The 23,682-nt window shown below is 46.4% G+C and carries 25 protein-coding genes; 9 read left to right on the top strand and 16 right to left on the bottom strand.

Going from position 1 to position 23,682, the window contains the following annotated elements; translation table 11 throughout:
• Positions 1–13: 13 nt before the first annotated feature.
• Positions 14–1,051: a recombinase RecA gene (recA, locus tag DW896_RS03705; protein ID WP_005831765.1), complete on the top strand. Its 1,038-nt coding sequence runs from the start codon at positions 14–16 to the stop codon at positions 1,049–1,051.
• 68 nt (positions 1,052–1,119) lie between these two features.
• On the opposite strand, the gene DW896_RS03700 is transcribed toward recA, so the two are convergent.
• The 4 genes from DW896_RS03700 to DW896_RS03685 all read right to left on the bottom strand — a co-directional run bounded on the left by DW896_RS03700 (position 1,120) and on the right by DW896_RS03685 (position 3,331).
• Complete coding sequence (locus DW896_RS03700; protein ID WP_005831766.1) at positions 1,120–1,830, bottom strand: DUF4252 domain-containing protein; 711 nt, start codon at positions 1,828–1,830, stop codon at positions 1,120–1,122.
• A 6-nt stretch (positions 1,831–1,836) separates the two neighbouring features.
• Entirely contained in the window at positions 1,837–2,361 is a 525-nt protein-coding gene (locus tag DW896_RS03695; RefSeq protein ID WP_005831768.1) for a hypothetical protein, read from the bottom strand.
• Positions 2,342–2,857: an RNA polymerase sigma factor gene (locus DW896_RS03690; protein WP_005831770.1), complete on the bottom strand. Its 516-nt coding sequence runs from the start codon at positions 2,855–2,857 to the stop codon at positions 2,342–2,344. Before DW896_RS03690 ends, DW896_RS03695 begins: the two co-directional genes overlap by 20 nt.
• Before the next feature lie 129 nt (positions 2,858–2,986).
• Complete coding sequence (locus tag DW896_RS03685; RefSeq protein ID WP_005831772.1) at positions 2,987–3,331, bottom strand: helix-turn-helix domain-containing protein; 345 nt, start codon at positions 3,329–3,331, stop codon at positions 2,987–2,989.
• A gap of 160 nt (positions 3,332–3,491) precedes the next feature.
• Between DW896_RS03685 and DW896_RS03680 the strand changes: the two genes are divergently transcribed.
• On the top strand, positions 3,492–4,079 hold the full coding sequence (locus tag DW896_RS03680) for a hypothetical protein (protein ID WP_034526103.1): 588 nt from the start codon (positions 3,492–3,494) through the stop codon (positions 4,077–4,079).
• A gap of 2 nt (positions 4,080–4,081) precedes the next feature.
• Positions 4,082–4,393 carry a transcription termination/antitermination NusG family protein gene (locus tag DW896_RS03675; RefSeq protein WP_005831778.1) on the top strand — a complete coding sequence of 104 codons (312 nt, stop codon included), beginning with the start codon at positions 4,082–4,084 and terminating at the stop codon, positions 4,391–4,393.
• Here DW896_RS03675 and DW896_RS03670 read toward each other — a convergent pair.
• From DW896_RS03670 to DW896_RS03660, 3 genes are all read right to left on the bottom strand, one after another.
• Positions 4,381–5,403 (bottom strand): YeiH family protein, encoded by a 1,023-nt coding sequence (locus DW896_RS03670; RefSeq protein ID WP_009038126.1) that lies wholly within the window; start codon positions 5,401–5,403, stop codon positions 4,381–4,383. The genes DW896_RS03675 and DW896_RS03670 overlap by 13 nt on opposite strands.
• 113 nt (positions 5,404–5,516) lie before the next feature.
• Positions 5,517–6,404, bottom strand: a complete 888-nt coding sequence (locus DW896_RS03665; protein ID WP_035448955.1) for a LysR family transcriptional regulator — start codon at positions 6,402–6,404, stop codon at positions 5,517–5,519.
• 14 nt (positions 6,405–6,418) lie between these two features.
• Positions 6,419–7,015: a DUF6621 family protein gene (locus tag DW896_RS03660; RefSeq protein ID WP_025836268.1), complete on the bottom strand. Its 597-nt coding sequence runs from the start codon at positions 7,013–7,015 to the stop codon at positions 6,419–6,421.
• Between the two features lie 543 nt (positions 7,016–7,558).
• Between DW896_RS03660 and clpB the strand changes: the two genes are divergently transcribed.
• The gene (gene clpB, locus DW896_RS03655) at positions 7,559–10,153 is read left to right on the top strand and encodes an ATP-dependent chaperone ClpB (RefSeq protein ID WP_005832699.1); all 2,595 of its coding nucleotides are present in this window, start codon (positions 7,559–7,561) and stop codon (positions 10,151–10,153) included.
• Positions 10,154–10,238: 85 nt separating this feature from the next.
• Here the strand turns inward: clpB and DW896_RS03650 are convergent, their stop codons facing one another.
• The 5 genes from DW896_RS03650 to nusB all read right to left on the bottom strand — a co-directional run bounded on the left by DW896_RS03650 (position 10,239) and on the right by nusB (position 13,710).
• The gene (locus tag DW896_RS03650) at positions 10,239–10,670 is read right to left on the bottom strand and encodes a DUF5606 domain-containing protein (protein WP_005832700.1); all 432 of its coding nucleotides are present in this window, start codon (positions 10,668–10,670) and stop codon (positions 10,239–10,241) included.
• Positions 10,671–10,779: 109 nt separating this feature from the next.
• Entirely contained in the window at positions 10,780–11,388 is a 609-nt protein-coding gene (gene coaE, locus DW896_RS03645) for a dephospho-CoA kinase (protein ID WP_044469102.1), read from the bottom strand.
• Positions 11,378–12,394 (bottom strand): YbbR-like domain-containing protein, encoded by a 1,017-nt coding sequence (locus tag DW896_RS03640; protein ID WP_005831792.1) that lies wholly within the window; start codon positions 12,392–12,394, stop codon positions 11,378–11,380. The genes coaE and DW896_RS03640 overlap by 11 nt, the downstream gene beginning before the upstream one ends.
• A 15-nt stretch (positions 12,395–12,409) precedes the next feature.
• Positions 12,410–12,745 carry a preprotein translocase subunit YajC gene (gene yajC, locus DW896_RS03635; protein ID WP_009038121.1) on the bottom strand — a complete coding sequence of 112 codons (336 nt, stop codon included), beginning with the start codon at positions 12,743–12,745 and terminating at the stop codon, positions 12,410–12,412.
• Positions 12,746–12,783: 38 nt separating this feature from the next.
• A complete protein-coding gene (gene nusB, locus DW896_RS03630; protein WP_005831796.1) occupies positions 12,784–13,710 on the bottom strand; it encodes a transcription antitermination factor NusB in 927 nt (308 codons plus the stop codon).
• Positions 13,711–13,929: 219 nt separating this feature from the next.
• On the opposite strand from nusB, the gene DW896_RS03625 reads away from it, so the two are divergent.
• The 5 genes from DW896_RS03625 (at position 13,930) to DW896_RS03605 (ending at position 17,310) form a co-directional block, all read left to right on the top strand.
• Entirely contained in the window at positions 13,930–14,337 is a 408-nt protein-coding gene (locus DW896_RS03625; protein WP_005831798.1) for a PUR family DNA/RNA-binding protein, read from the top strand.
• A gap of 138 nt (positions 14,338–14,475) precedes the next feature.
• Complete coding sequence (locus DW896_RS03620) at positions 14,476–15,066, top strand: 50S ribosomal protein L25/general stress protein Ctc (protein WP_005831799.1); 591 nt, start codon at positions 14,476–14,478, stop codon at positions 15,064–15,066.
• Positions 15,067–15,327: 261 nt separating this feature from the next.
• A complete protein-coding gene (gene pth, locus DW896_RS03615; RefSeq protein WP_005831801.1) occupies positions 15,328–15,891 on the top strand; it encodes an aminoacyl-tRNA hydrolase in 564 nt (187 codons plus the stop codon).
• Positions 15,888–16,307: an RNA-binding S4 domain-containing protein gene (locus DW896_RS03610; protein WP_009038120.1), complete on the top strand. Its 420-nt coding sequence runs from the start codon at positions 15,888–15,890 to the stop codon at positions 16,305–16,307. Before pth ends, DW896_RS03610 begins: the two co-directional genes overlap by 4 nt.
• Before the next feature lie 16 nt (positions 16,308–16,323).
• A complete protein-coding gene (locus DW896_RS03605; protein ID WP_009038119.1) occupies positions 16,324–17,310 on the top strand; it encodes a Gfo/Idh/MocA family protein in 987 nt (328 codons plus the stop codon).
• Positions 17,311–17,369: 59 nt separating this feature from the next.
• Here DW896_RS03605 and DW896_RS03600 read toward each other — a convergent pair whose 3' ends face one another.
• From DW896_RS03600 to hisD, 4 genes are all read right to left on the bottom strand, one after another.
• Positions 17,370–19,643, bottom strand: a complete 2,274-nt coding sequence (locus DW896_RS03600; RefSeq protein ID WP_009038118.1) for a cation:proton antiporter — start codon at positions 19,641–19,643, stop codon at positions 17,370–17,372.
• A 176-nt stretch (positions 19,644–19,819) separates the two neighbouring features.
• On the bottom strand, positions 19,820–20,968 hold the full coding sequence (gene hisB, locus DW896_RS03595) for a bifunctional histidinol-phosphatase/imidazoleglycerol-phosphate dehydratase HisB (protein ID WP_009038117.1): 1,149 nt from the start codon (positions 20,966–20,968) through the stop codon (positions 19,820–19,822).
• A 183-nt stretch (positions 20,969–21,151) separates the two neighbouring features.
• Positions 21,152–22,192: a histidinol-phosphate transaminase gene (gene hisC / locus DW896_RS03590; RefSeq protein WP_008665401.1), complete on the bottom strand. Its 1,041-nt coding sequence runs from the start codon at positions 22,190–22,192 to the stop codon at positions 21,152–21,154.
• Between the two features lie 66 nt (positions 22,193–22,258).
• Positions 22,259–23,557 (bottom strand): histidinol dehydrogenase, encoded by a 1,299-nt coding sequence (gene hisD, locus DW896_RS03585; RefSeq protein ID WP_009038116.1) that lies wholly within the window; start codon positions 23,555–23,557, stop codon positions 22,259–22,261.
• Positions 23,558–23,682 lie beyond the last annotated feature (125 nt).

Raw genomic sequence — 23,682 nt, 5'->3', positions numbered from 1 at the left:
AAACATTAACAACGTGGCAAAAAAAGACGAACTGAATTTTGAAAATGGCAGCAATCTGGCATCGGGCGAAAAACTGAAAGCCTTGCAGGCTGCCATGGACAAGATAGAAAAGAGCTTTGGTAAAGGCTCTATCATGAAAATGGGCGACGAAAGCGTCGAACAAGTAGAAGTTATTCCCACAGGTTCCATCGGCCTCAATGTGGCTCTTGGCGTGGGAGGATATCCCCGCGGACGTATCATCGAGATTTACGGCCCGGAATCTTCCGGTAAGACAACCCTTGCCATTCATGCCATCGCTGAAGCGCAAAAGGCAGGAGGCATTGCCGCATTCATTGATGCAGAACATGCTTTCGACCGCTTCTATGCAGCAAAACTGGGTGTGGATGTGGACAATCTGCTGATATCACAGCCGGACAATGGCGAACAAGCACTGGAAATCGCAGAGCAACTGATCCGTTCCTCCGCTATTGACATCATTGTAGTGGACTCTGTGGCTGCCTTAACCCCGAAAGCTGAAATTGAAGGCGATATGGGTGACAACAAAGTAGGTCTGCAAGCCCGACTCATGTCACAAGCCTTGCGTAAACTGACGGCAGCTGTCAGCAAAACACGCACCACTTGTATCTTCATCAACCAGTTGCGCGAAAAAATCGGTGTCATGTTCGGCAATCCCGAAACAACTACCGGCGGTAATGCACTGAAGTTCTATGCCTCCGTACGTCTTGACATCCGTGGAAGCCAAGCCATCAAGAACGGCGATGAAGTAATCGGCAAGCAGACCAAAGTGAAAGTTGTGAAGAACAAGGTAGCTCCTCCTTTCCGTAGAGCGGAATTCGACATCATGTTCGGTGAAGGCATCTCCCGTGCAGGCGAAATCATTGACTTGGGTGCAGAGCTTGGCATCATCAAGAAAAGCGGTTCATGGTTCAGCTATAACGAGACGAAAATTGCCCAGGGACGCGACGCCGCCAAGCAGGTCATCCTTGACAATCCGGAACTGGCAGAAGAGCTGGAAGGGCTTATCTTTGCAGAATTGAGAAAAGACAAATAACAAAAAAACTTGCCAATAGAAAAACAAAACATTCTATTGGCAAGTTTCCCTAAAAAGGTTACCGCTTCCTATTCCATTTTTTCCAAACGTTCTTCCAAAGCCTCCATGCTTTTTTCAAAACGTTTCCATGTATCGGTATCCATTTGTTCTTTCAGATACTTGTTGTCTTTCAGTTTAGCTACATTTTCCAGCCCTTTCAATGCCAGTTCTTGCGAATGCTTCAATTCTCCAAGCCAATCGCGGTTCTTCAGCTTCTCTATCTCCGCCCAGTTTATATCCGGAAGCTGTATATTCACATTGTTCCCATTCCAGCTGGTATTCTGATACATCATGATATTCTGTATATCCTTCAAAGTCATATCACCTTCCAAATAAACAAATTTCAGAGTGGCTGCACCATCTACAATCATAATCAGCTCCTTCACCTTTTCCCCTTTACGGCTCATGTAGAATTCAGAACTGGAGACTGTTCCCTTCTGCTTCATCAGCAATTCATATCTGGAAGACTGCACCAAAGAACGAAGATCCTTACGCATTTCTTTCTTTACATTATTATCCATTGTAGAAAGTACCTGCACAGAGTTCAACTGTCCGGACACTTTCCCAATATAAACATCTTTAGTAAACAAGTTGGGATTCGTTTCTATCATTGCCTTGGATATGTAGACGGACGACACGCCTTTCATATCTCCATACTTGTTGAATAGGTTCTTCTGTGCCTGGCAAAGCAAAGGCAACATCAGCAGTACACCTGCCAAAATAATTTTCATTGTTTTCATATCAGATTATTGTTGAATTTCTTTTCTTACTTCCTGGTTCACCTTCGTTACGTCTATCCGCGTTTCCTCTATCTGCTCAATTCCCTTGTTCAGATTCGCAGACACCTCGATTAAAGTGGCCTGCAATGCCTTATAAGCAGCTTCCGGATCAGAGAAAGTGTCCTGAGGTGTAGGAGGACGCATATCCTCTCCCATGTTCGTAATGCCATAACCTACACCTACAAGAACCAGAATGGTGGCAGCAATACCTCCTATCCAGCGCCAATTACGTTTGGCCTTGTTCCGGTGGAAAAAACGTTGTTCCTCTTCAGCCTTTTCATCAATCATCCGGCTCAGTTTATCCTCCAATCCGGCGGGAACATTATCCACCACTTTCCCGGGAAAAAAGCTGAGAAAGAGTTTCTTGTCCTTCTGCAAGTGCTCGGGCACTTCTTCGGTTCTGAAAGCTTCCTTCAACAACTCTTCTTCCTGCTCGTTGGTATTCCCTTCATAAAATTCGGCGAGCAGCCTTTCAATTTCCTCGACTGTCATAGTTACTCCATTTATTAAATTCCTCACGTATCTTTTTTCTTGCCCGGGACAACAGTACACGGACATTGGTAGCATTCAATCCCGTGACCTGCTCTATCTCTTCATAAGAACATCCCTTGACATCACGCAACGTTACTATTTTCTGCTGTTGCACCGGCAGATGGGCAATGATGTGCCTTACCTGCTGCGCTTCATCCCTCACTTCAAAGTTATCTGCTTGAGACATATTATGCACTTCGGCCAACTCCACACTCTGTCTGCTCAAAGTATACTTTCCCGAACGAAGCAAATCAAAGCACATATTTTTCACCAGAGTAACGCTGAATGCTTCCGGATTACTGATAATGGCCAGTCCTTCCCGCTTGTCCCACAACTTCAGATAAGCTTCCTGCACCAAATCTTCAGCATCGGCAGCATTCTCCAATAGTCTATAAGCTATGCAGTACAACTTGCGATGATATGGCAGAAACTCTTTTTTAAAACTTTCAGCGTCCATGGGCTATTTATCAATAGTAGATTCCTGTTTATACCCTTCAGACGTAGGAGGAAAGGATTTTGTTACACGGCCAGGAAGAAAAAATGGAAAAAAAATGAAAACACCAATAGCACCAGCCCAAGAGTGCGTTTATTTCAAGACATCAGCAATCCGCTTTTTAAGATTCAATTTTGCAATGTCTTCAGGCTTCAGCTCAAGCTCCACCAACACCTTCGCTGTGGAGAGTCTGTATTCCTGCTCTAACGTATCATAATTTATCTGTTCCTTATGAATGGAATACAACAAAGCAAAATCGTAGTTCAAGGCACGTGAGACATTATACAACGTATCCGTATCAATACTTTTTCTCGTAAGCATATAGTCTACACTTTGAGGCTTAACTTTCAGTCTTCGTGCAAGTTCCGCCTTGGTAACCTGCTGTTCAAGCATCACGTTCTTGATTATCTCTCCGATGTATATATTACTTTTTTCCATTTATATGAAGGTACAAATTAATCATTCATATTATAAGGAACACCAATACCAATTTGTCTGTATGTATCGTTCTTTTTATTCATAATTCGTTTGTTTTATCAAATATTTTATGATACTTTTGCAACATATTCATATAAACAAACAAATAATATCTGCTATCATGAATTTACTGACATGTATTCTCATAGCCATCCCTATCGGCATTATTTTTATTATGCTATGGATATACAATGACTACCGGAAATATAAGAAGAAAAATAAGCTGGCCATTTTGCTGTTTCTCCTATTTCCAACCACTTTATCTGCACAATACGTTGATGCGGGATGCCAAGTATCCTTTAAATGGCTGGAGAACCAAAAAGGAAAATTAGAGTATACAAAAGATGGGGTTGCTTATAAGTTTATTCCAAACGACTCCCAATGGGAAATTATAATTTGCAACAACTCTTCAGAAGATATCCGAATAAACTGGAAAAATATGCAATTCATTGTGGATGGAAGAAGCTCAGAAGTCAAATACCCCATACTGGCAGAAGCGGAAACTCCCTTTGCAATTATAAAAAGCCAGGCAGAAACAAGCCAAAAGATTGGTGTGACAACTTATACGGCAAATAACTCTCAAATATACAACAAGAAAGATATTCGGAAAGGAAGGAATTCCTCCATTACCATTATCCTTCCCATATCTATCGGTAAGCACCCTCAATTCTTCACCTCTTTCGACTTTATCATCAAAAAAGTGAACTAACTATGACTTCTCAAGATATAAAAAAACAGCTGAAAGAACCACATTTCTGGAACATTGTATTAACTGGTCAGCACGCCGAACCGAGGACAAAAGCAATGCTGGAAGCAAAAGGTATCATAACCTGGCTTCCACTTGCTCCGGTCCGGCGTCAATGGGGAAGGATATTAAAAGAAATACACACCCCGGTTATCCCGAGATGTGTATTCGTCTATATATCCAATGAGGAAAGAAATACGTTGCAAAAATCCTACCGACTTCTTCCACCGGAAGTTATACTTCAAGAACTGCCGGACCGATGCAATCAGAACAAGTAGATATATGCCAACGTGCTCACACTAATCACTATCCACAACAAGGTGCCTTGTATCAAGGGCTTGATGCCTACTGCCTTCAGTACATCACGTGACAGAGAGGCACCGATAAAGAACAGAGTGATAGTCAGCGTCTTGCGAGCCAAAGAATTGATTCCCTCCCCAATCATGGCACCCGTTTCGGTAGTGCCCAGCACATAAGTATTGAAAATCATAGCCAGCACAAAGAAGAAGATGAACCAGGGAATACTGATTTTCTGTCCCTTACTCTTAAAGATGAACGAAGTTACCAGAGCCAAAGGAATAATCCATAAGGCACGTGTCAGCTTTATAGTCGTTGCCACCTTCAGGGCCTCCTCGCCATATGCGGCACCTGCCCCCACTACCGAACTCGTATCATGTATGGCAATGGCCGCCCATGTGCCGAACTCATGCTGGCTCATGTTCAAAGCGTGGCCTATCATCGGAAAAACAAACAATGCAATGGCATTCAATATAAAAATGGTGCCCAATGCCACAGACATCTCGCTATCCTTTGCCTTCAACACCGGCCCCACAGCCGCAATGGCACTGCCTCCGCAGATAGCCGTACCGGAACTGATAAGATAGGAAGTGTCACGGTCCACTTTCAGGAACTTACGTCCTATGAGCCAGCCGATGAGCAATGTCCCCACTACAGAAATAATCGTGAACTCCATTCCTTCCTTGCCCGAAGCCAGAGAAGCCTGCAGATTCATTCCAAATCCTAACCCTACAACAGAGTATTGCAACAGGTACTTTGAAGTCTTCTTATTGAACTTCGGATGTGCCTGCCCACACAGCAACGCAAAGGCCAACCCCAAGAACAACGCCAACGGCGGAGTGACCCATGCCGAATAGGCATGCATACCGGGCACATAATCCAGCAGCAGAAAGAAGGAGAGGACAACCAGAAGAGATACATAAATAAATTTATTATTACTTTGAAGAAAAGGCATATTAATGCTTTTAGCCAAAACTCGATTTGAAGCCATACTGTTTATTTTACTATTATTACTAATGTTTATTCCTTAATTTTCCGGATGCAAAGGTAGTTCTATTTTAGTACACCCGCCAATCGTTTCTACTTATAGACTATAACTTATTGTTATCGGGACATAAACATATAGTTCATAAAGGCTTGTGACAACCCTCCTTCCTGCCCTTGCAACTGGACAAAGCAGAAGTCGCGAAGCATGGGCATATCCTTTATCTCGACCACGCGGAAAGTGCCTGCCGCCAGTTCCTTGCAGATGGAACGGATAGACACGATTCCCATGCAATCGGAGTTTTCAAGAAAGAGCTTGATGCTTTCGGTACTACCCAGATACATCAGTACATGGAGTGAGGAAAGCTTGACGCCGTGCTTCTGGAGTGAGCGTTCTATCACGTCCAGCGTACCCGAACCGCGCTCACGAAGCACTAAAGGAATAGCGGGCAAATCCTGGGGAGTAATCTCTTCGGGCAATTGTAAACGGCTTTTGGAATGGACTACCGCTACCAGTTCATCCTCAAGAAAAGTAGTATACTTCAGATTGGGAAGGCGGAAAACCCCTTCCACCAATCCCAAGTCAATGCGGTGTTCCTGCAAAGCGGCTTCTATTTCCCGGGAATTTCCATTGAGCAAGGACAAGTTGACCTGCGGAAACTTGCCGATAAAACTGCCCAGCAACGGAGGAAGCACATACTGCGCAATGGTAGTGCTGGCTCCCAACTTGAGTTCTCCAATATATTCGTTATGTAACAAGTGCATTTCATATTCCAGCCGTTTATAGTCCTCCAATATCCGTTCGCAATGCTCCAAAAGCAGCCGGCCTGACTCGGTCAAACTGATTTTACTTCCCTGCCGGTCGAAAAGCCTCGTCTGATAAGTGGCCTCCAGCTCCTGGATATGCTTGGTTATAGCCGGCTGACTTACAAACAACTCTTGCGAAGCCTTTGTAAAACTCAAGTTCTTGGCAACAGACTGAAACACTTTTAAACGGAAATCACTCATATACTTCTTATATCTTATAACTCGTCAGACTTGATGCCGAAAGCATGCGCCAAAGAATAAAACACCGGCTCCAGGCGGCAATACACCGGGCTCAGAGGTTCCTCCGTAATGAAGTACACAGCTTTGCCCCGTTCTTCCTCATTCTTGTCTTTGAAGAAACCCGCCAGCTTCTCCTCCACTCCATTACCATATACCTGATGGAAAGGCAACAGCATCAAACACTTCACATCCGCAGAATCAAGCGCCAGGTTCATCAGGTCAAGAAACAACTCTTCGGTAGAGACTAAACCGGAAGAGGTGACGGAAGAAAATGCAAATTCGCCCAGCGGCGTACGGCATGCCTGGTGATTCAGTTTATTCACATCGGATGGTTCACAACACTTCAGCACGTCCGCTGCCGGAGTATGCACCAGCAACACTTCCACCTCATTTTCTTGTTCTCTCAAGCCGGCGTCCAATGCCAGATAGCTCAACCATGCCGGCAGGTCAACATCGGGTAGCTTCCGTCCCAACTTACCTTCCAAAAAGTTCTTTGCACCATATACCACTTCATTCAGAAATGCAACATCTATCAATATCACATTTGCCGGAAACTTTATCTTATCCTCCATTATCTTCTATTTTAATACGTGATTATACATAATGCTCCTCTGCAAGCGGAGCTCCAAAAACCTACCACACAGAAAGCACAAAACTTTGAAGCAGTAAAAGTACGACAAATTTATCAATAACTTGTATCATCCCAAACAATTAATCTATATCTCCGAAGCGGAAAGAGAATATCCTTCCTCCGCAACACGGGAACCTTGGAGCTGGAACACGAAGACTTAGCTACTAAAACATATAGGCCCTCACTACATGAGATGTGCATCTCGTACTACATGAGATGTACACCTCGTACTACATGAGATGCACATCTCATGCATGACATCCTTATTTGCCCTTCTCTTTAACCAATAGAGTTTAATACGAAAAGGAACTTTGCTCCAACTTCTTATCTAAAGAAGTAGAAAGAAACAAAACGACTGATTTACAGACAATTTGTCATTTTACATATTTTATATGCAGACAATTTGTCCGAAATGTGCCAATGGCAAATCTTTTGCGCCTTCCCAAGTGTTATGAAACTGATAAAATAGAAAGGAGAACAAAATATGAACTTTAACAACTTTACCATTAAAGCGCAAGAAGCAGTGCAGGAGGCTGTGAACCTGGTACAAAGCCGTGGACAGCAGGCCATCGAGCCCGTGCATGTACTTCAAAGCGTGATGAAAGTAGGTGAAAATGTCACCAACTTCATCTTCCAGAAGCTGGGCATGAACGGTCAGCAGATAGCACTTGTACTGGACAAGCAAATTGATTCTCTGCCCAAGGTATCCGGCGGAGAGCCATACCTGAGCCGTGAAACGAACGAAGTGTTCCAGAAGGCCACCCAATATTCCAAGGAAATGGGTGATGAATTCGTCTCCCTGGAACCGGTACTGCTGGCTTTGCTGAATGTGAAAAGCACTGCATCCACCATTCTGAAAGATGCCGGGATGACGGAACGCGAACTGCGGGAAGCCATCAACGAACTGCGAAAAGGAGAAAAAGTAACTTCACAATCCAGCGAAGACACTTACCAGTCATTGGAAAAGTATGCCATCAATCTGAACGAAGCAGCCCGCAGCGGCAAACTGGATCCCGTCATCGGCCGTGACGAAGAGATACGGCGTGTCCTGCAGATTCTGAGCCGGCGTACCAAGAACAACCCGATTCTTATCGGTGAACCGGGTACCGGTAAAACGGCCATCGTAGAGGGACTTGCCCACCGTATCTTGCGTGGAGACGTCCCCGAGAACTTGAAGAACAAACAAGTCTACTCCCTGGATATGGGTGCACTGGTGGCCGGCGCCAAGTACAAAGGCGAATTTGAAGAACGTCTGAAGGCCGTTATCAACGAAGTTAAGAAGTCCGAAGGAGACATCATCCTCTTCATTGATGAAATCCATACCCTGGTGGGTGCCGGCAAGGGGGAAGGCGCCATGGATGCCGCCAACATCTTGAAACCCGCCTTGGCACGCGGTGAACTGAGGAGCATCGGGGCCACTACCCTCGATGAATATCAGAAGTATTTCGAAAAGGACAAAGCGTTGGAGCGCCGCTTCCAGATTGTCATGGTGAACGAACCGGACACGCTGAGCACCATCTCCATTCTGCGTGGTCTGAAGGAACGTTATGAGAACCATCACCACGTACGGATTAAGGACGATGCCATCATCGCCGCCGTAGAGTTGAGCAACCGTTACATCACCGACCGTTTCTTGCCGGACAAGGCTATCGACCTGATGGACGAAGCCGCTGCCAAGCTACGTATGGAGGTCGATTCCGTACCGGAAGAGCTGGACGAGATTTCGCGTAAGATAAAGCAGCTGGAGATTGAACGTGAAGCCATCAAGCGCGAAAACGACAAGCCCAAACTGGAACAAATCGGCAAAGAACTTGCCGAGCTGAAGGAGCAGGAAAACTCGTACAAGGCGAAATGGCAAAGTGAAAAGACCCTTGTCAACAAAATCCAGCAGAATAAGGTGGAAATAGAGAACCTGAAGTTCGAGGCCGACAAGGCAGAACGGGAAGGCGACTATGGCCGGGTGGCCGAAATCCGTTACGGCAAACTGCAAGCGCTGAACCAGGAGATTGAAGAAACGCAGCAAAAACTGCACGAGATGCAGGGTGACAAGGCCATGATTAAAGAGGAAGTGGACGCTGAAGACATCGCCGACGTAGTATCCCGCTGGACCGGCATACCGGTAAGCAAGATGCTGCAAAGCGAAAAGGACAAACTGTTGCATCTGGAGGCGGAACTGCACCAGCGGGTTATCGGGCAGGACGAAGCCATCGAGGCCGTATCCGATGCCGTACGCCGCAGCCGTGCCGGACTGCAAGACCCGAAACGTCCTATCGGCTCATTCCTTTTCCTGGGAACCACCGGTGTAGGTAAGACGGAATTAGCAAAGGCGCTGGCGGAGTTCCTCTTTGACGACGAGACGATGATGACCCGTATCGACATGAGCGAGTATCAGGAGAAACACAGCGTTTCCCGTCTGGTAGGAGCGCCTCCGGGATATGTGGGCTACGATGAAGGCGGACAACTGACAGAAGCCGTAAGGCGGAAACCGTATTCTGTCGTCCTATTCGACGAAATCGAGAAAGCTCATCCGGACGTATTCAACATCTTGCTGCAAGTGCTGGATGACGGACGTCTGACGGACAACAAAGGGCGTACGGTCAACTTCAAAAATACGATTATCATCATGACCTCCAACATGGGCAGCGGCTATATCCAAAGCCAGATGGAGAAGCTCAACAGTAGCAATAAGGAGCAAATCGTAGAGGAAACCAAAAAGGAAGTGATGAATATGCTGAAAAAGACCATCCGCCCGGAATTCCTGAACCGTATCGACGAAACCATCATGTTCCTGCCACTGACAGAGCCCGAAATCAAGCAAATTGTGGTGCTCCAAATCAAGAGTGTGCAGAAGATGCTTTCCGGTAACGGTGTGGAACTTGTTCTGACAAATGCCGCCATAGACTTCCTTGCCAATGCAGGTTATGACCCTGAATTCGGCGCCCGTCCGGTGAAACGTGCCATACAGCACTATTTGCTGAACGATTTGTCGAAGAAGCTGCTGGCTCAGGAAGTAGACCGCAGCAAGCCTATTACAGTGGATGCCAATACCACTGACGACGGACTGGTTTTCAGAAATTAAAAGCAACCCGTATCCCCCAATAAAAGAGGCGATTCCCGACTATTGAGAATCGCCTCTTTTATTTTGTATTTCAATCCTTCTCCGATTACTCGGCCTTGCTTTCCTCCTTCGTTTCTGCCGCAGGAGTTTCTTCAAAATCCGTCATACCGCTTGCCACCAGCAAATTATACCAAACAATCAATTTCTTGATGTCGGACGGATATACGCGGTCGCGATCGAAGGTAGGCAATACCTCTGCCAGGTAAGCACGCAAATCGTCGGCAGTAGCTTTCTTCAAATCCAGCACTACGGCAGCACCATTTTCCTTTTTCTTCATGGAAAGAAACACTTCCTTCAAAGGAACATCTTCCGTATCTGTATACATGGCGATATCGCCCAAAGAAATAATCTTCTCATTACCATAGGCAGGGAAACGCTTCTTGTCTGCAAGCGACTCTACAATCAACATATTTTTTCCCTGAGAAACAAGCTTATACAATCCCGGTTTACCGGAAATGGACAAAATAGTCTTCAACATAATATATTCTATTTTGATGATTAGTAGTTATTTTTTTCGGGGGGCAAAGATAATGTAAGCCGAAGACAATACAAAATAAGCTTGCTTATTTTTATTGTTAAGGAGATGCCTATTTGCGTAACAGATAGTGCATTTTTTCAGATAGCGAACCGATTAGCTCTAAAACTTGCGGAATCAATGGGGTTTCGCCATCATTTACAATGACAAAATCTGCATATTTACGCTTTTCTTCGTCATTCATCTGGCTACGGATACGCTTTTCTATCAATTCGCGCGAGGAAGCATCCCGCCGGACGGCACGTAAAATGCGCACCTCTTCGGGCGCATAGACCATAACAATAGCATCCACTTCACCCGCAAACCCCGCTTCGACCAGAATGGCCGATTCTATACCGACAATGGGAAAAGCGGTGCGGCATTGTGTCCACCGCCTGAAATCCTCCTTTACACGAGGATGCACAATACAGTTGATTTCTTTGGCATGCTCCGGACTACCGAAAAGATAAGACGCCAACAAAGGCTTGTTCAGCGTGCCACCGGCATACACTTCCGCACCAAGCAAAGCTGACAATTCCTCGCGGATCAATGAATCGGATGCCATCAACCTTTTCGTTTCCAAGTCCGAGATATAGACGGGAACACCCAGCACTTCCAACAGCCGGGATACCATACTCTTTCCGCTACCGATACCACCGGTTATACCTATCTTAATCGCCATAATCAGGAGAAACTTGCTCTATCAGAAAATCCACTTGTGCCGGATTGAAGCGTACCTGGCTCACCCCTTTCGGCAGATTCTTAATCTTTACCGTATACTTGTCGGAACCCAGACGGAGCAGTTCCTCATAGGACACGTAAATATGAAAATCATCAGCGTTAATCTGCCTGAAATGACTCAGACCAACCTGAAACGTGACCTGCACCTTGGAAGGGAAAGCGCGCAGCACCTTGTCGGCAGGAAAGTTAACGCCACGCAACGGCACCTCCACTGTCTTTTCCGTATAAATATCCACCGGAAGCATCATCTCAATGGAAGAAGGCACAAACTTCACACCTTTCTGGATACGCAGGGGGACTTGCTGCCTCAAGGTATCCGATATATCTTCCAGCTTCACCGGTTGCGTATAGGCAACAGCAATCGTATCCAGCACGCCTTGCGGCGCATACACCAATACGGAATCGGGACTGAATATCGTATCCGAAAGATAATACTCACGTCCGGCACTCAGCGTGCCGCGCAGCTTCACCGGCACCAGTTTGGAGGCTCCCGTCGAATAGATGTACTCCAATGTATCCGGCTTCATGGAAAGCAGGCGGGTAGAGGCATTCAGCTGGTTCAGCACTTTCTTTTCAAACTGCGAGGGATATATCCTTACTTGATTATCCACGCCCTTATAATCGGCATAATCGAGAATAACGGGATAAAAGCTCTTTCCCAACATATAGTTGAGCAGTACCGTTCCCTTATCCTTTACCTTGATACGGAGTTCTGAAGCAGGTTCAGAGGTAATCACCACATTATTGGGCACTCCCTTCAGCCGCACCGGTATAGAAAAGTCCGCCTCATAGTCGTTGTTCAAGGTCTGCAAGAGCCAGAAGCCACCAGCCACAAAGAAGAAAAACAAAAAAATGAAGAACTCTCTGCTTTTATCGCTAAGCAGAAAGTCCTTCACTTCTCTTGATATCTTCAGATATGTACGTTGTATGTTCCTACGTTCAAACATAGGCTCACATTTCTATTATTTAGATGCCTGACTGCTATTCGCATCAGCAGCTGCAGCAAAAATAGAATTCTTGTCTATACGAATCTTAACGTTGGAAGCGATTTCAAGCACCACATCATTGTCGTTGATTTCCTTGATAACACCATGGATGCCACCGGCTGTGATTACTTTCTGATTCACTTGAAGCGATTTACGGAAGTTTGCGATTTCCTTTTGCTTCTTGTTTTGAGGACGAATCATAAAGAAATACATAATAACGAACATGGCTATCAGCATAATCCACATCATGCTACCACCACCAGCAGGGCCTGCAACAGGAGCTTGCAGGAAGAATACAGTCATTAAGTTCATAAATACTCAGTTTTGGTTTCTATTATTAAACAAAGGTATTAGTTTTTCGTTAACTTACCTTCTTTTTTTAATTGATTAACTATTCCATCCAATGTACCGTTCACGAAGCTGCCACTTTTGGCCGTGCTGTAAACTTTGGCAATATCGACATATTCGTTCAACGAAACACTCACCGGAATGTTCGGGAAACTCAAGATTTCGGCCAAGGCACACTGCATGATAACAACATCCATAAAGGCTACACGGTCCAAGTCCCAATTACGCGTATTCTCGCTGATGAGGTGACGGTAATAGTCGCAGTTCAAGATGGCACGGCGGAACAAACGGCGTGCAAATTCCTGGTCTTCCTCATCCTTGAACTCTGGTAGAAGTTCCTGATTGGCACCATTCTTCTCTTCAAAGCGCTTGATGGTTTTCAGTACGAAAGTATCCACAATCTCCTTGTCGTCATTCCAGTAGAGGCTCTGGTCTTCGAGCACATTGTCCAAGGCTTCGTTGTTGAAGACAAAAGTCTTATACAGCTTTCTCCACAATTCACGGTCGTATTCGTAAGAATTGTCCGAAGAAGCCATATATTCCTTATATATATCTGATTCCACAATTTTCTCATACAATCCCTTGACAAAGTCTTCATCATTGGCCCACGTGCGCTTTTGGTTGGCAATGAATTCCGTCAATTGTTTGTTCACTTCCAACTGGGCTATGAACTTGTTTTCCACAAATTTCATGTTGGGATACAGCTCCTCGGCAGTGGGAGCCAGCTTAGCTTTTGCCGCATCAATACGTTTTTGTGCGTAGTTCGTCAAAGCTATCATCAGCATCAGCAGGTAGTTGTAGAGGTCGTATGCCTTTGAAAGGCTAAAGAACAATTCTTTCTCCGCTGAGTCTAAATTTTTACTGCCATTCTGATAATAAGCATATACAATCTGTATAATCTTAAGACGAATAAGAACTCTGTTGATCATAATTCTAAAGTAAATACTAGTGTTTTAACAAGGCGCAAAAGTAGGCATTTTTAATGAGTTTACATAAATAAATCACATTTTTTAATGCAGATATTGATTATCCGGTCTTTTTCTTTTGACAGTTTAAAAAAAATCGTCAATTTTGAGCCCGATAAAGAGCTAAAAGCTACGAGATACAAGTTTTAAGGTGATAATATCAAAATTGAGACCTATTATAATATGGAAGACTTTAAGAAGAAAAACGCAGCGGACATGAACGACAAGGAGATTGTATTCTCCCAATCCATCAAAGCAGGTAAGCGCATCTACTATTTAGACGTCAAGAAAAACAGAAAAGACGAAATGTTTCTCGCCATCACGGAAAGCAAGAAGATTGTGATGGGCGAAGGAGACGACTCGCAGGTAAGTTTCGAAAAGCACAAAATCTTTCTATACAAAGAGGATTTTGAAAAGTTCATGAACGGACTTCAGCAAGCCATCGGCTTCATCCAGGAACAGCAAGGCTGCTATACAAGACATACCACTGACGAAGAGGCTGAAAGTCCCGAAACGGGAAAAGAAGAACTGCCGAAAGAGGAAAAAGCGTCTTCATTGGAAGGAGAAATCAAGATAGACATTGAATTTTAAGTTATAACCTTTTGATAATTCAAAAAGAAGCTGTACTTTTGCACCGCTTTTTTGCAACATCGTGTGGCAAGCCACATCGTGTGATGGTGAATTAAGCAAAAAATTTACTTAATTTAGAGTAACACAAAATTTTTTAAAATGAAATCAATTGAAGTAAAAGGAACTGCAAGAACTATTGCAGAACGTTCTTCGGAACAAGCAAGAGCTTTGAAAGCTATTCGTAAAAACAACGGTGTACCTTGCGTACTTTATGGTGCAGGTGAAAATGTTCACTTCACTGTACCTGCAGAGGGTCTGCGTAACTTGGTTTACACTCCGCACATCTACGTAGTTGACTTGGTGATTGATGGCAAGAAAGTAAACGCTATCATGAAAGATATCCAATTCCACCCCGTAAAGGATACTATCCTGCACGTTGACTTCTATCAAATCGACGAGGCTAAGCCTATCGTTATGGAAGTTCCGGTACAGATGGAAGGTTTGGCAGAAGGTGTTAAGGCCGGTGGTAAGCTGGTACTCCAGATGCGTAAGCTGAAAGTAAGAGCTTTGTATAACGTAATTCCTGAAAGACTGATTATCAACGTTGCCCACTTGGGACTTGGTAAGACTGTTAAAGTTGGCGAATTGCAATACGAAGGATTGGAATTGCTGAATGCCAAAGAAGCTGTTGTATGCGCCGTTAAGCTGACTCGTGCTGCAAGAGGTGCCGCTGCTGCTGCAGGCAACTAATCGATTCTTTCCAAGAAAGACTAAATATTCGGGAACGCGGATTAACGCAGCCAACGCAGATTTCATACTGATTTCCGCGGAAAGTTGCGATAATCCGCGTTCTTTTTACGGCTCACGAGAGTGTATAATTCACCACAGATTACACAGATTAACACAGAATGAATTTAATGTACCGATAATCAAAGATGTCTATCTGTGCAAATCTGTGTAATCTGTGGTGAATACTAGTTTTAACACCCTCATAAACAGGAAGCACTGACTATGAAATATTTAATTGTAGGATTGGGCAATATCGGCCCCGAATATCACGAAACCCGCCATAACATCGGATTCATGGCAGTAGATGCTCTGGCCAAAGCAGCGGGTGCCACTTTTACCGACGGACGTTATGGTTTCACCACAACACTGTCAGTCAAGGGACGCCAACTGTTACTGCTGAAGCCTTCCACCTTTATGAACCTCAGCGGCAACGCCGTACGCTACTGGATGCAAAAGGAAAACATTCCATTGGAGAATGTGTTGGTAGTGGTAGATGACCTGGCACTGCCTTTCGGCACACTGCGCCTGAAAGGTAAGGGAAGCGATGCGGGACATAACGGCCTTAAGCATATTGCATCAACGCTGGGCACCCAGAATTATGCACGCCTGCGTTTCGGCATCGGCAATGACTTTCCCCGTGGTGGGCAGATTGACTATGTGCTGGGACATTTTACCGATGAAGATTGGAAAACAATGGGCGAGAGATTGGAAACAGCCGGAGAAATCATCAAAAGTTTCTGCCTGGCGGGAATAGATATCACCATGAATCAATATAACAAGAAATGAACGAAGCCAGAATTGACAAATGGATGTGGGCCGTGCGCATCTTCAAGACGCGTACCATAGCCGCCGAAGCCTGCAAAAAAGGGCGCATCAGCATCAACGGCGCACTGGCAAAGGCTGCCCGTACGGTGAAGCCGGGAGATGTCATCCAGGTGCGCAAGCCCCCCGTCACCTATTCCTTCAAAGTACTGCAAACCATCGAAAAGCGTGTCGGCGCAAAGCTTGTTGCCGAAATGATGGAGAATGTAACGACTCCGGAACAGTATGAACTGCTGGAGATGAGCCGTATTAGCGGTTTCGTCAACCGTGCCAAAGGTACCGGAAGACCAACGAAAAAAGACCGCCGGAGTCTGGAAGAATTTACAGAACCGGAATTTCTGGATGATTTCGACTTTGAATTCGATTTTGAGGAAGAGTAAAAATAAGGGAAAGATTATGAGCGAGAGAATAATTAAATGGGGATTCATCGGTTGCGGAGAAGTGACCAAATACAAAAGCGGACCGGCATTCCAGAAAATAGAGAACTCCGAAGTAGTGGCCGTCATGAGCCGAAATGGCGACAAGGCCAAAACCTACGCCAAGGAAAGAGGGATTCCTAAATGGTACGACGATGCCCAGGAGCTGATTGACGACGAAGAGGTGAACGCCGTGTACATTGCCACTCCTCCTTCTTCACATGCTACGTACGCCATCATGTCCATGAAGGCAGGTAAACCGGTCTACATAGAGAAGCCGATGGCTGTTACCTACGAAGAGTGCTGCCGCATCAACCGCATTTCCAAAGAAACGGGTGTTCCATGTTTTGTTGCGTACTACCGCCGCTATCTGCCCTACTTCCTGAAGGTAAAGTCACTGGTAGAGGAGGGACATATTGGCAACATCATCAACATTCAAATCCGCTTCGCCCAGCCTCCCCGCGACCTCGACCATAACAAGGAAAACCTGCCGTGGCGCGTGCAGCCGGACATTGCCGGCGGAGGATACTTCTATGACCTTGCGCCCCACCAGATAGACTTGCTGCAGGAAATCTTCGGATGTATCCTCGAAGCTAGCGGCTACAAGAGCAACCGTGGCAGACTATATCCTGCCGAAGACACCCTAAGCGCATGTTTCCAGTTTGACAGCGGACTAGTAGGCAGCGGCTCCTGGTGTTTCGTCGCCCACGAATCCGCCCGCGAAGACCGTATAGAAATCATTGGAGACAAAGGCATGATTTGTTTCTCCGTATTCACCTATGACCCCATTGCGCTGCACACAGAAAGAGGGCGTGAGGAAATCATTGTCGAAAATCCCACCTACGTCCAGCAACCGCTTATACAGGCAGTGGTAGACCACCTGCTGGGCAAGTCAGTCTGCGGCTGTGACGGTGAAAGCGCCACTCTGACTAACTGGGTAATGGACAAAATACTAAACAAGCTCTGATTAACGACTATGAAGGTGTGCCTAAAAACTATCAAGAAGTAAGATGCTTTTTTGTTTTGTCACACCTCCATGTCGAAACCTTCGCCTTTCTGACTGACTAATTCGTACACATCGGCACTCTCGCCTACAACCCATACCACATCGCCTTCTACAAAAGGTTCATGCGGGTCGGGAGCATGCAGGGTCTCCCCTCCCCGCTCCACACCGGCAATCAGGCAGTGATACTTCTCGCGTATCCCTGCTTCCTTCAGGGTCTTGTTCAGGAAAGGAGACTGCCCGTCCACACAGAACTGGCGTAGAATCATCTCGCTCTTCTCTATCACATCCGTATTCATGGCAGACACCTTATCCATCTCCTTGCCGAAGATGTTCAGTTCCTCGTCCGTGGCAATCACTTGTATCTTGTCCTGCGGGAAAAGGCGGACAGACGCTCCGGGAATATTAATCCGTTTCTTGCCCCGAAGGATGGAGACCACATGGATGCCGTATTTCTTTCCGAAATTCAGCTCCGCCAATGTCCTGCCCACCCATGCCGACTCGCCGGGGATTTCAAAATCCGTCAGGTGCAGGTCGCGCGACAGCAGACGCCCCGCATACTCCGGTTTCTTCTCTCCCATATACTCGGCACGCATGTCGCGGTACCGCAGATTCTGGAAGAATGTCCTCTCTATCATGATGGACTGCTTCTTCAACTGGCGGGAGAGTATCATTAAAGTCACCAGCAACACCGCCACTCCAAATACCAGTCCCACAGACATCTTGAATAAACCGGCTATAACGAACATGACAAACGAAACACCCAGCAGCAGACGCAGTACAATGGTAGCCACCAACGGCGCCCGGTTTCCACGGTTATCTTTCCATAAAGTCACGAACTCCTCCGAATGATTCTTTTTAATCATGATAGCACGCAGAAACGGAGCTATACACAGAATGATGATAAAGGCAGCCAACAAAGAGCCCCATACCCCGGGCAGACTGTCGTGCACGAAAGGCACCAGAAAACGGAACGCCAAAGCTATCACCGCCACGCAAATGATAGAATATACAACCGTAATCCTGACTAGTGCAAATATCAGTTTCTTCCACAGACTTTCATGGTTCATCGTCTGCGAACCTGAAGCATAACGGGTCAAGAACTTTCTCCATTTTTCCGGCAAATGCGTATCCACAAGATTGGAAGCGGGGTCTGCCAAACGAATCATATAAGGAGTGAGGAAAGTGGTGATGACAGACACCGCCACCACAATAGGATATAAGAAATGGCTGGTGACATGCAGCGACACGCCCAGCGAAGCTATGATAAAGGCAAACTCACCGATTTGCGTCAAGCTGAAACCGCACTGCATGGCTGTCTTTAGCGGTTGCCCCGCCAGCAGCACACCCAGCGTCCCGAAAAGGGATTGCCCGAGGATAACCGCTAAAGTAATCACGACAATAGGTCCCGCATACTCCACAATCATGGCTGGGTCTACCATCATGCCGACCGATACGAAGAAGATGGCGCCAAACAAGTCCTTGACCGGCTTCACCAGCCGTTCTATGCTCTCTGCCTCTACCGTTTCGGCAAGAATGGAACCCATGATGAAGGCACCGAAAGCAGCCGAGAACCCCGTATGTGCAGCCATCACCACCATGCCGAAACAGAGTCCGAGAGAGACTATCAGCAAGGTTTCCTCGCTCATCAGCTTCCGGCACCGCTTCAACAATCCGGGGATGAGGTAAATACCCACCACGAACCAAAGTATCAAGAAGAACAGCAGTTTGGCAATGCTCCCCAGCATCTCCGTACCCTCGAAGTTATGGCTGACTGCCATCGTGGAGAGCATCACCATCAATACGATGGCAAGAATATCCTCCAGAATAAGCACACTGAGTACCAGCCCCGTGAACTGTTTCTTGCGCATCCCCAAATCATCAAACGCCTTATAGATAATAGTGGTGGATGACATGGCAATCATACCGCCCAGAAAGATACAGTCCATCCGTTTCCAGCCGAAACCGGTACCTACCGTCACACCCAACAATATCATACAAAAGATGATGGTACACGCAGCAATAATCGCCGCGCCTCCCACCTTCACAATCTTCTTGAAGCTGAATTCCAATCCCAGTGCAAACAGCAGGAAGATAACGCCTATATCCGCCCAGGTCTGTATATTAGCCGTGTCCATCACCGACGGTGTATAGGCCATGTGAGGGCTGGCAAGGAATCCTGCAACTACATATCCTAATACCAGCGGTTGCTTCAACTTCTTAAAAAGCAGGGTCATAATCCCCGCACAAATCAATATCAGAGCTAAATCAGCTATCAAAGGGGCTAAATGTGACATAACACTACTTATCTATTAATCAGAGACATACAACTGCAAAACTCTGCAATACATTTGCAGTAGCTCTGCAATACATCTGCAGTGGCTCTGCAAAAGCCTTGCAGCGTCACTGCAACTGCTTTGCAGCAGCACTGCAAAAGGTATGCAGTAACTTTGCAGCAGTTGTCTGCACGATTCTACAACACTCCTTTCGAGCTTGGCAGTTCAAAGTGATAAATATCCCTCTTCACCGCCATCTTCAGCGCACGTGCCAACGCCTTGAAGATGCCCTCTATCTTATGATGTTCGTTCTGTCCTTCGGCTTTTACATTAAGATTCATCCGGGCAGCATCGCTCAAGGACTTGAAGAAATGCAGGAACATTTCCGTCGGCATATCTCCCACCTTCTCGCGCTTGAACTCGGCATCCCATACCAGCCACGGGCGTCCGCCAAAGTCAAGGCACACTTGGCAAAGACAATCGTCCATAGGAAGGGCATAGCCATAGCGTTCAATGCCCCGCTTGCTTCCTAAGGCCTGATAAAGGCAGTCGCCCAGAGCAAGGGCGGTATCTTCGATGGTGTGATGCTCGTCCACTTCAAGGTCACCTTTCACACGGATGGTGAGGTCCATGCCGCCGTGCTTGCCTATCTGTTCCAACATGTGGTCGAAGAAGCCCAGTCCGGTCGCGATGTCACAATGCCCGTCACCATCCAGATTCAAGGATACGTATATATCTGTCTCCTTGGTAGTGCGACGTACTTCCGCCGTACGCTCACCGGCAAAGAGGAATTCGGCAACCTTATCCCAATCCCTGGTGGCGAGGGCGCAGTAATCTTCAAGTCCGTCACAAGCGGCACCGCCACCTTCGGAAACGGGTTTCAATGACGCCGTGTCATCTTGCAGAAGAATGGCGCGGCAGCCCAGATTCTTTGCCAGTTCCACATCCGTAGGCCGGTCGCCAATGACGAAACTGTGGGACAAATCGTAGTCCGGGTTATCGAGGTATTTGGTAAGCATTCCGGTACGCGGCTTGCGAGTCGGTGCATTGTCGTCGGGCATGCTGCGGTCTATGCAGATGTCGTCGAAGGTGATGCCTTCGCCTTCCAATGTCTTCATCATCAGGTTGTGTGCCGGCCAAAAGGTCTCTTCCGGAAAGGAAGTTGTGCCGAGCCCATCCTGATTGGTCACCATTACAAAATCAAAATCCAGCTTGCTGCGGATGAAGCCAAGATTGCGCATCACTTTCGGATAGAACTCCAGCTTCTCCAGGGAGTCCAGCTGATAATCAATGGGCGGCTCAATGACTAAAGTCCCGTCACGGTCTATAAAAAGTAGTTTCTTCATTTTAAAGGATATTTTTTTGAGGGAATAAAGGGAGTTATCGGGAGTTAGAAGGAGGCAGAAGGAGTTAGAGGAGTTAGAGGCCGGTAGTTTTGCTTGCATAAGCATTACTTGTATAGAACAGCAGTATCGGCCTTTAACTCCCTTTTAATCCCTTTACCCCCCTTTTACTCCCTTTAACTCCTTCTACATATATTCCTTCAGCGCTTCAATCAATTTTTCATTCTCTCCTCTCGTTCCCACCGTCACCCGCAGGCAATTTCCGCAGAGTGACACGGAGTTACGGTTGCGGACAATGATACCCTTGCCTACCAGATAATTGTAAATCTTCACGGCATCCGTCACACGGGCCAGGAAGAAATTGGCATGGGAAGGGAACATCTTCACCGTACATGGCAGTGCGGCGAACTCGGCTTCCAGATTCTCCCGTTCTTCTTTCAAGGTCTTCACCCAACGTTCTATTTCATAATAGCGGTGAAGCATTTCCACTGCCTGCTTCTGTGTCAGCTGGTTCACGTTATAGGGATATTTTATCTTACTGAGGATGCCGATAATCTCCGGTGAGGCAAATGCCATGCCCAGACGGATGGCAGCACATCCCCATGCTTTGGAGAAGGTTTGCAGTACAATGAGATTCGGATACCGATTCAAATTTTCGAGGAAGGAAGGTGCTTCGGAGAAGTCATTGTATGCCTCATCCAGTATCACCAACCCATCAAACTGGCGAATCAGCGTTTCAATCTCGCTACGGAGCAGGTCATTGCCGGTAGGATTGTTGGGAGAGCAGATAAAAATCAGTTTGGTATGCTCATCCGCAGCAGCCAAAAGCTTGTCGGCAGAGAACTGGAAATCCTCATCGAGCAGCACCTTGCGGTACTCCACATCATTAACGTCGGCACAGACTTGATACATGCCGTAGGTAGGGTCGATAGCCACTACATTGTCCACACGGGGTTCACAAAAAGCACGGAACACCAAATCGATAGCTTCGTCACTGCCATTCCCTAAGAAGATGGAATCGGGACTCACCTTTTTAATTTTAGACAATTCTGTCTTTAACTCCCGCTGCATGGGGTCGGGATAACGGTTGTGCGGCATGTTATAAGGATTCTCGTTTGCATCGAGAAAAACGGATGCCGCAGCACCATTATATTCATCACGTGCTGAAGAATAAGGCTTCAGACGCCAGATATTCGGACGGGTAAGTTCTTGTAATGTTTTCACCATGTTATTTATGATTTGACAATTTACGATTAAAATTACTTTAAGCCATCAGCTCTCAATTTTCAACTTTCAATTTCCATTTCCATTTTCCAACTGCCCCAGTCTCACACTCACAGCATTCTTATGCGCATCCAGCTGTTCATTGGCAGCCATCAGCTCGATGGCAGGGCCGATGATATTTAATCCTTCCGGCTTTATCTCCTGAAAAGTTATCTTGCGGATAAAGCTGTCGAGGCTGACACCGCTGTATGCTTTGGCATAGCCGTTTGTCGGCAGGGTATGGTTTGTGCCCGAAGCATAATCTCCCGCACTCTCCGGAGTAAGAGAACCCAGGAATACGGAACCGGCATTCACGATACGTTCTGCCACGGAAAGATAATCCTCGGTTTCTATGATAAGATGTTCGGGAGCATACGCGTTGGTCAATTCAATGGCTTCTGTCATGCTGTCCACTACAATCAGTTTGCTATTGGCAAGAGACTTTTCGGCAATCTCTTTACGTGGCAGTAAGGCCAGTTGGCGTTCCACTTCCACCTTTACAGCTTGTTGCAATTCGACAGAGGTCGTAATTAATATAGCCTGACTGTCCACTCCGTGTTCTGCCTGGCTCAACAAGTCGGCGGCGACAAAAATCGGATTAGCTGTTTCGTCAGCCAAAACTTCTACTTCCGAAGGTCCTGCCGGCATATCTATCGCCACATCACGCAAGCTCACAAGCTGTTTGGCAGCCGTGACATACTGATTTCCCGGACCGAATATCTTGTAAACCTTAGGCACACTTTCCGTTCCGTATGCCATAGCGGCAATGGCTTGTATGCCGCCAGCTTTGAAAATCCGGTTGACACCTGCCACTTTTGCGGCAAACAGCACAGCGGGATGTACCTTTCCGTCACGTCCCGGAGGGGTGCAGAGAACAATCTCCTTGCATCCGGCAATCCTGGCGGGAACGGCCAGCATCAGTACCGTAGAAAACAGCGGAGCCGTTCCTCCGGGGATATACAATCCCACCTTTTCTATGGCAACCGCTTTCTGCCAGCAGGTCACCCCCGGCTGAGTCTGCACTTTCTTGCCCTCAAAGCGTTGTGCGGCGTGGAAAGTCTCGATGTTCTGCTTTGCCAGGCGAATAGCTGCTTTCAAGTCTTCACTCACCAGGTTTTCCGCTTCCTGCTGTTCCTCTTCCGACACTGCCAGCGAGGCCAACACCACTTTATCAAACTTTTCTTCATAATCCAGCACAGCAGGGTCTCCCTCCTCCTTCACACGGTCAATAACACTCCGCACCGTATCAAACAGATTCTCCGTATTCATCACCGGACGTTTCAGAATCTCTTGCCACTGGGATTTATCGGGATTACTAATCAATATCATAATGACATGTTTTTAAAGATTTATGCATAAACCATGATATTATTGGAGGTGTGTCAAAACTCTCTGAAGACTTTCTTTTAGGCGCTGATTACGCGGATTTCACGGATTTATTTTACCGATTCCGC

Source organism: Bacteroides sp. AM41-16 (assembly GCF_003603495.1).
In the GTDB taxonomy this organism is placed as follows: Bacteria; Bacteroidota; Bacteroidia; order Bacteroidales; family Bacteroidaceae; genus Bacteroides; species Bacteroides uniformis.
This window is presented reverse-complemented; position numbering and strand designations above follow the sequence as displayed.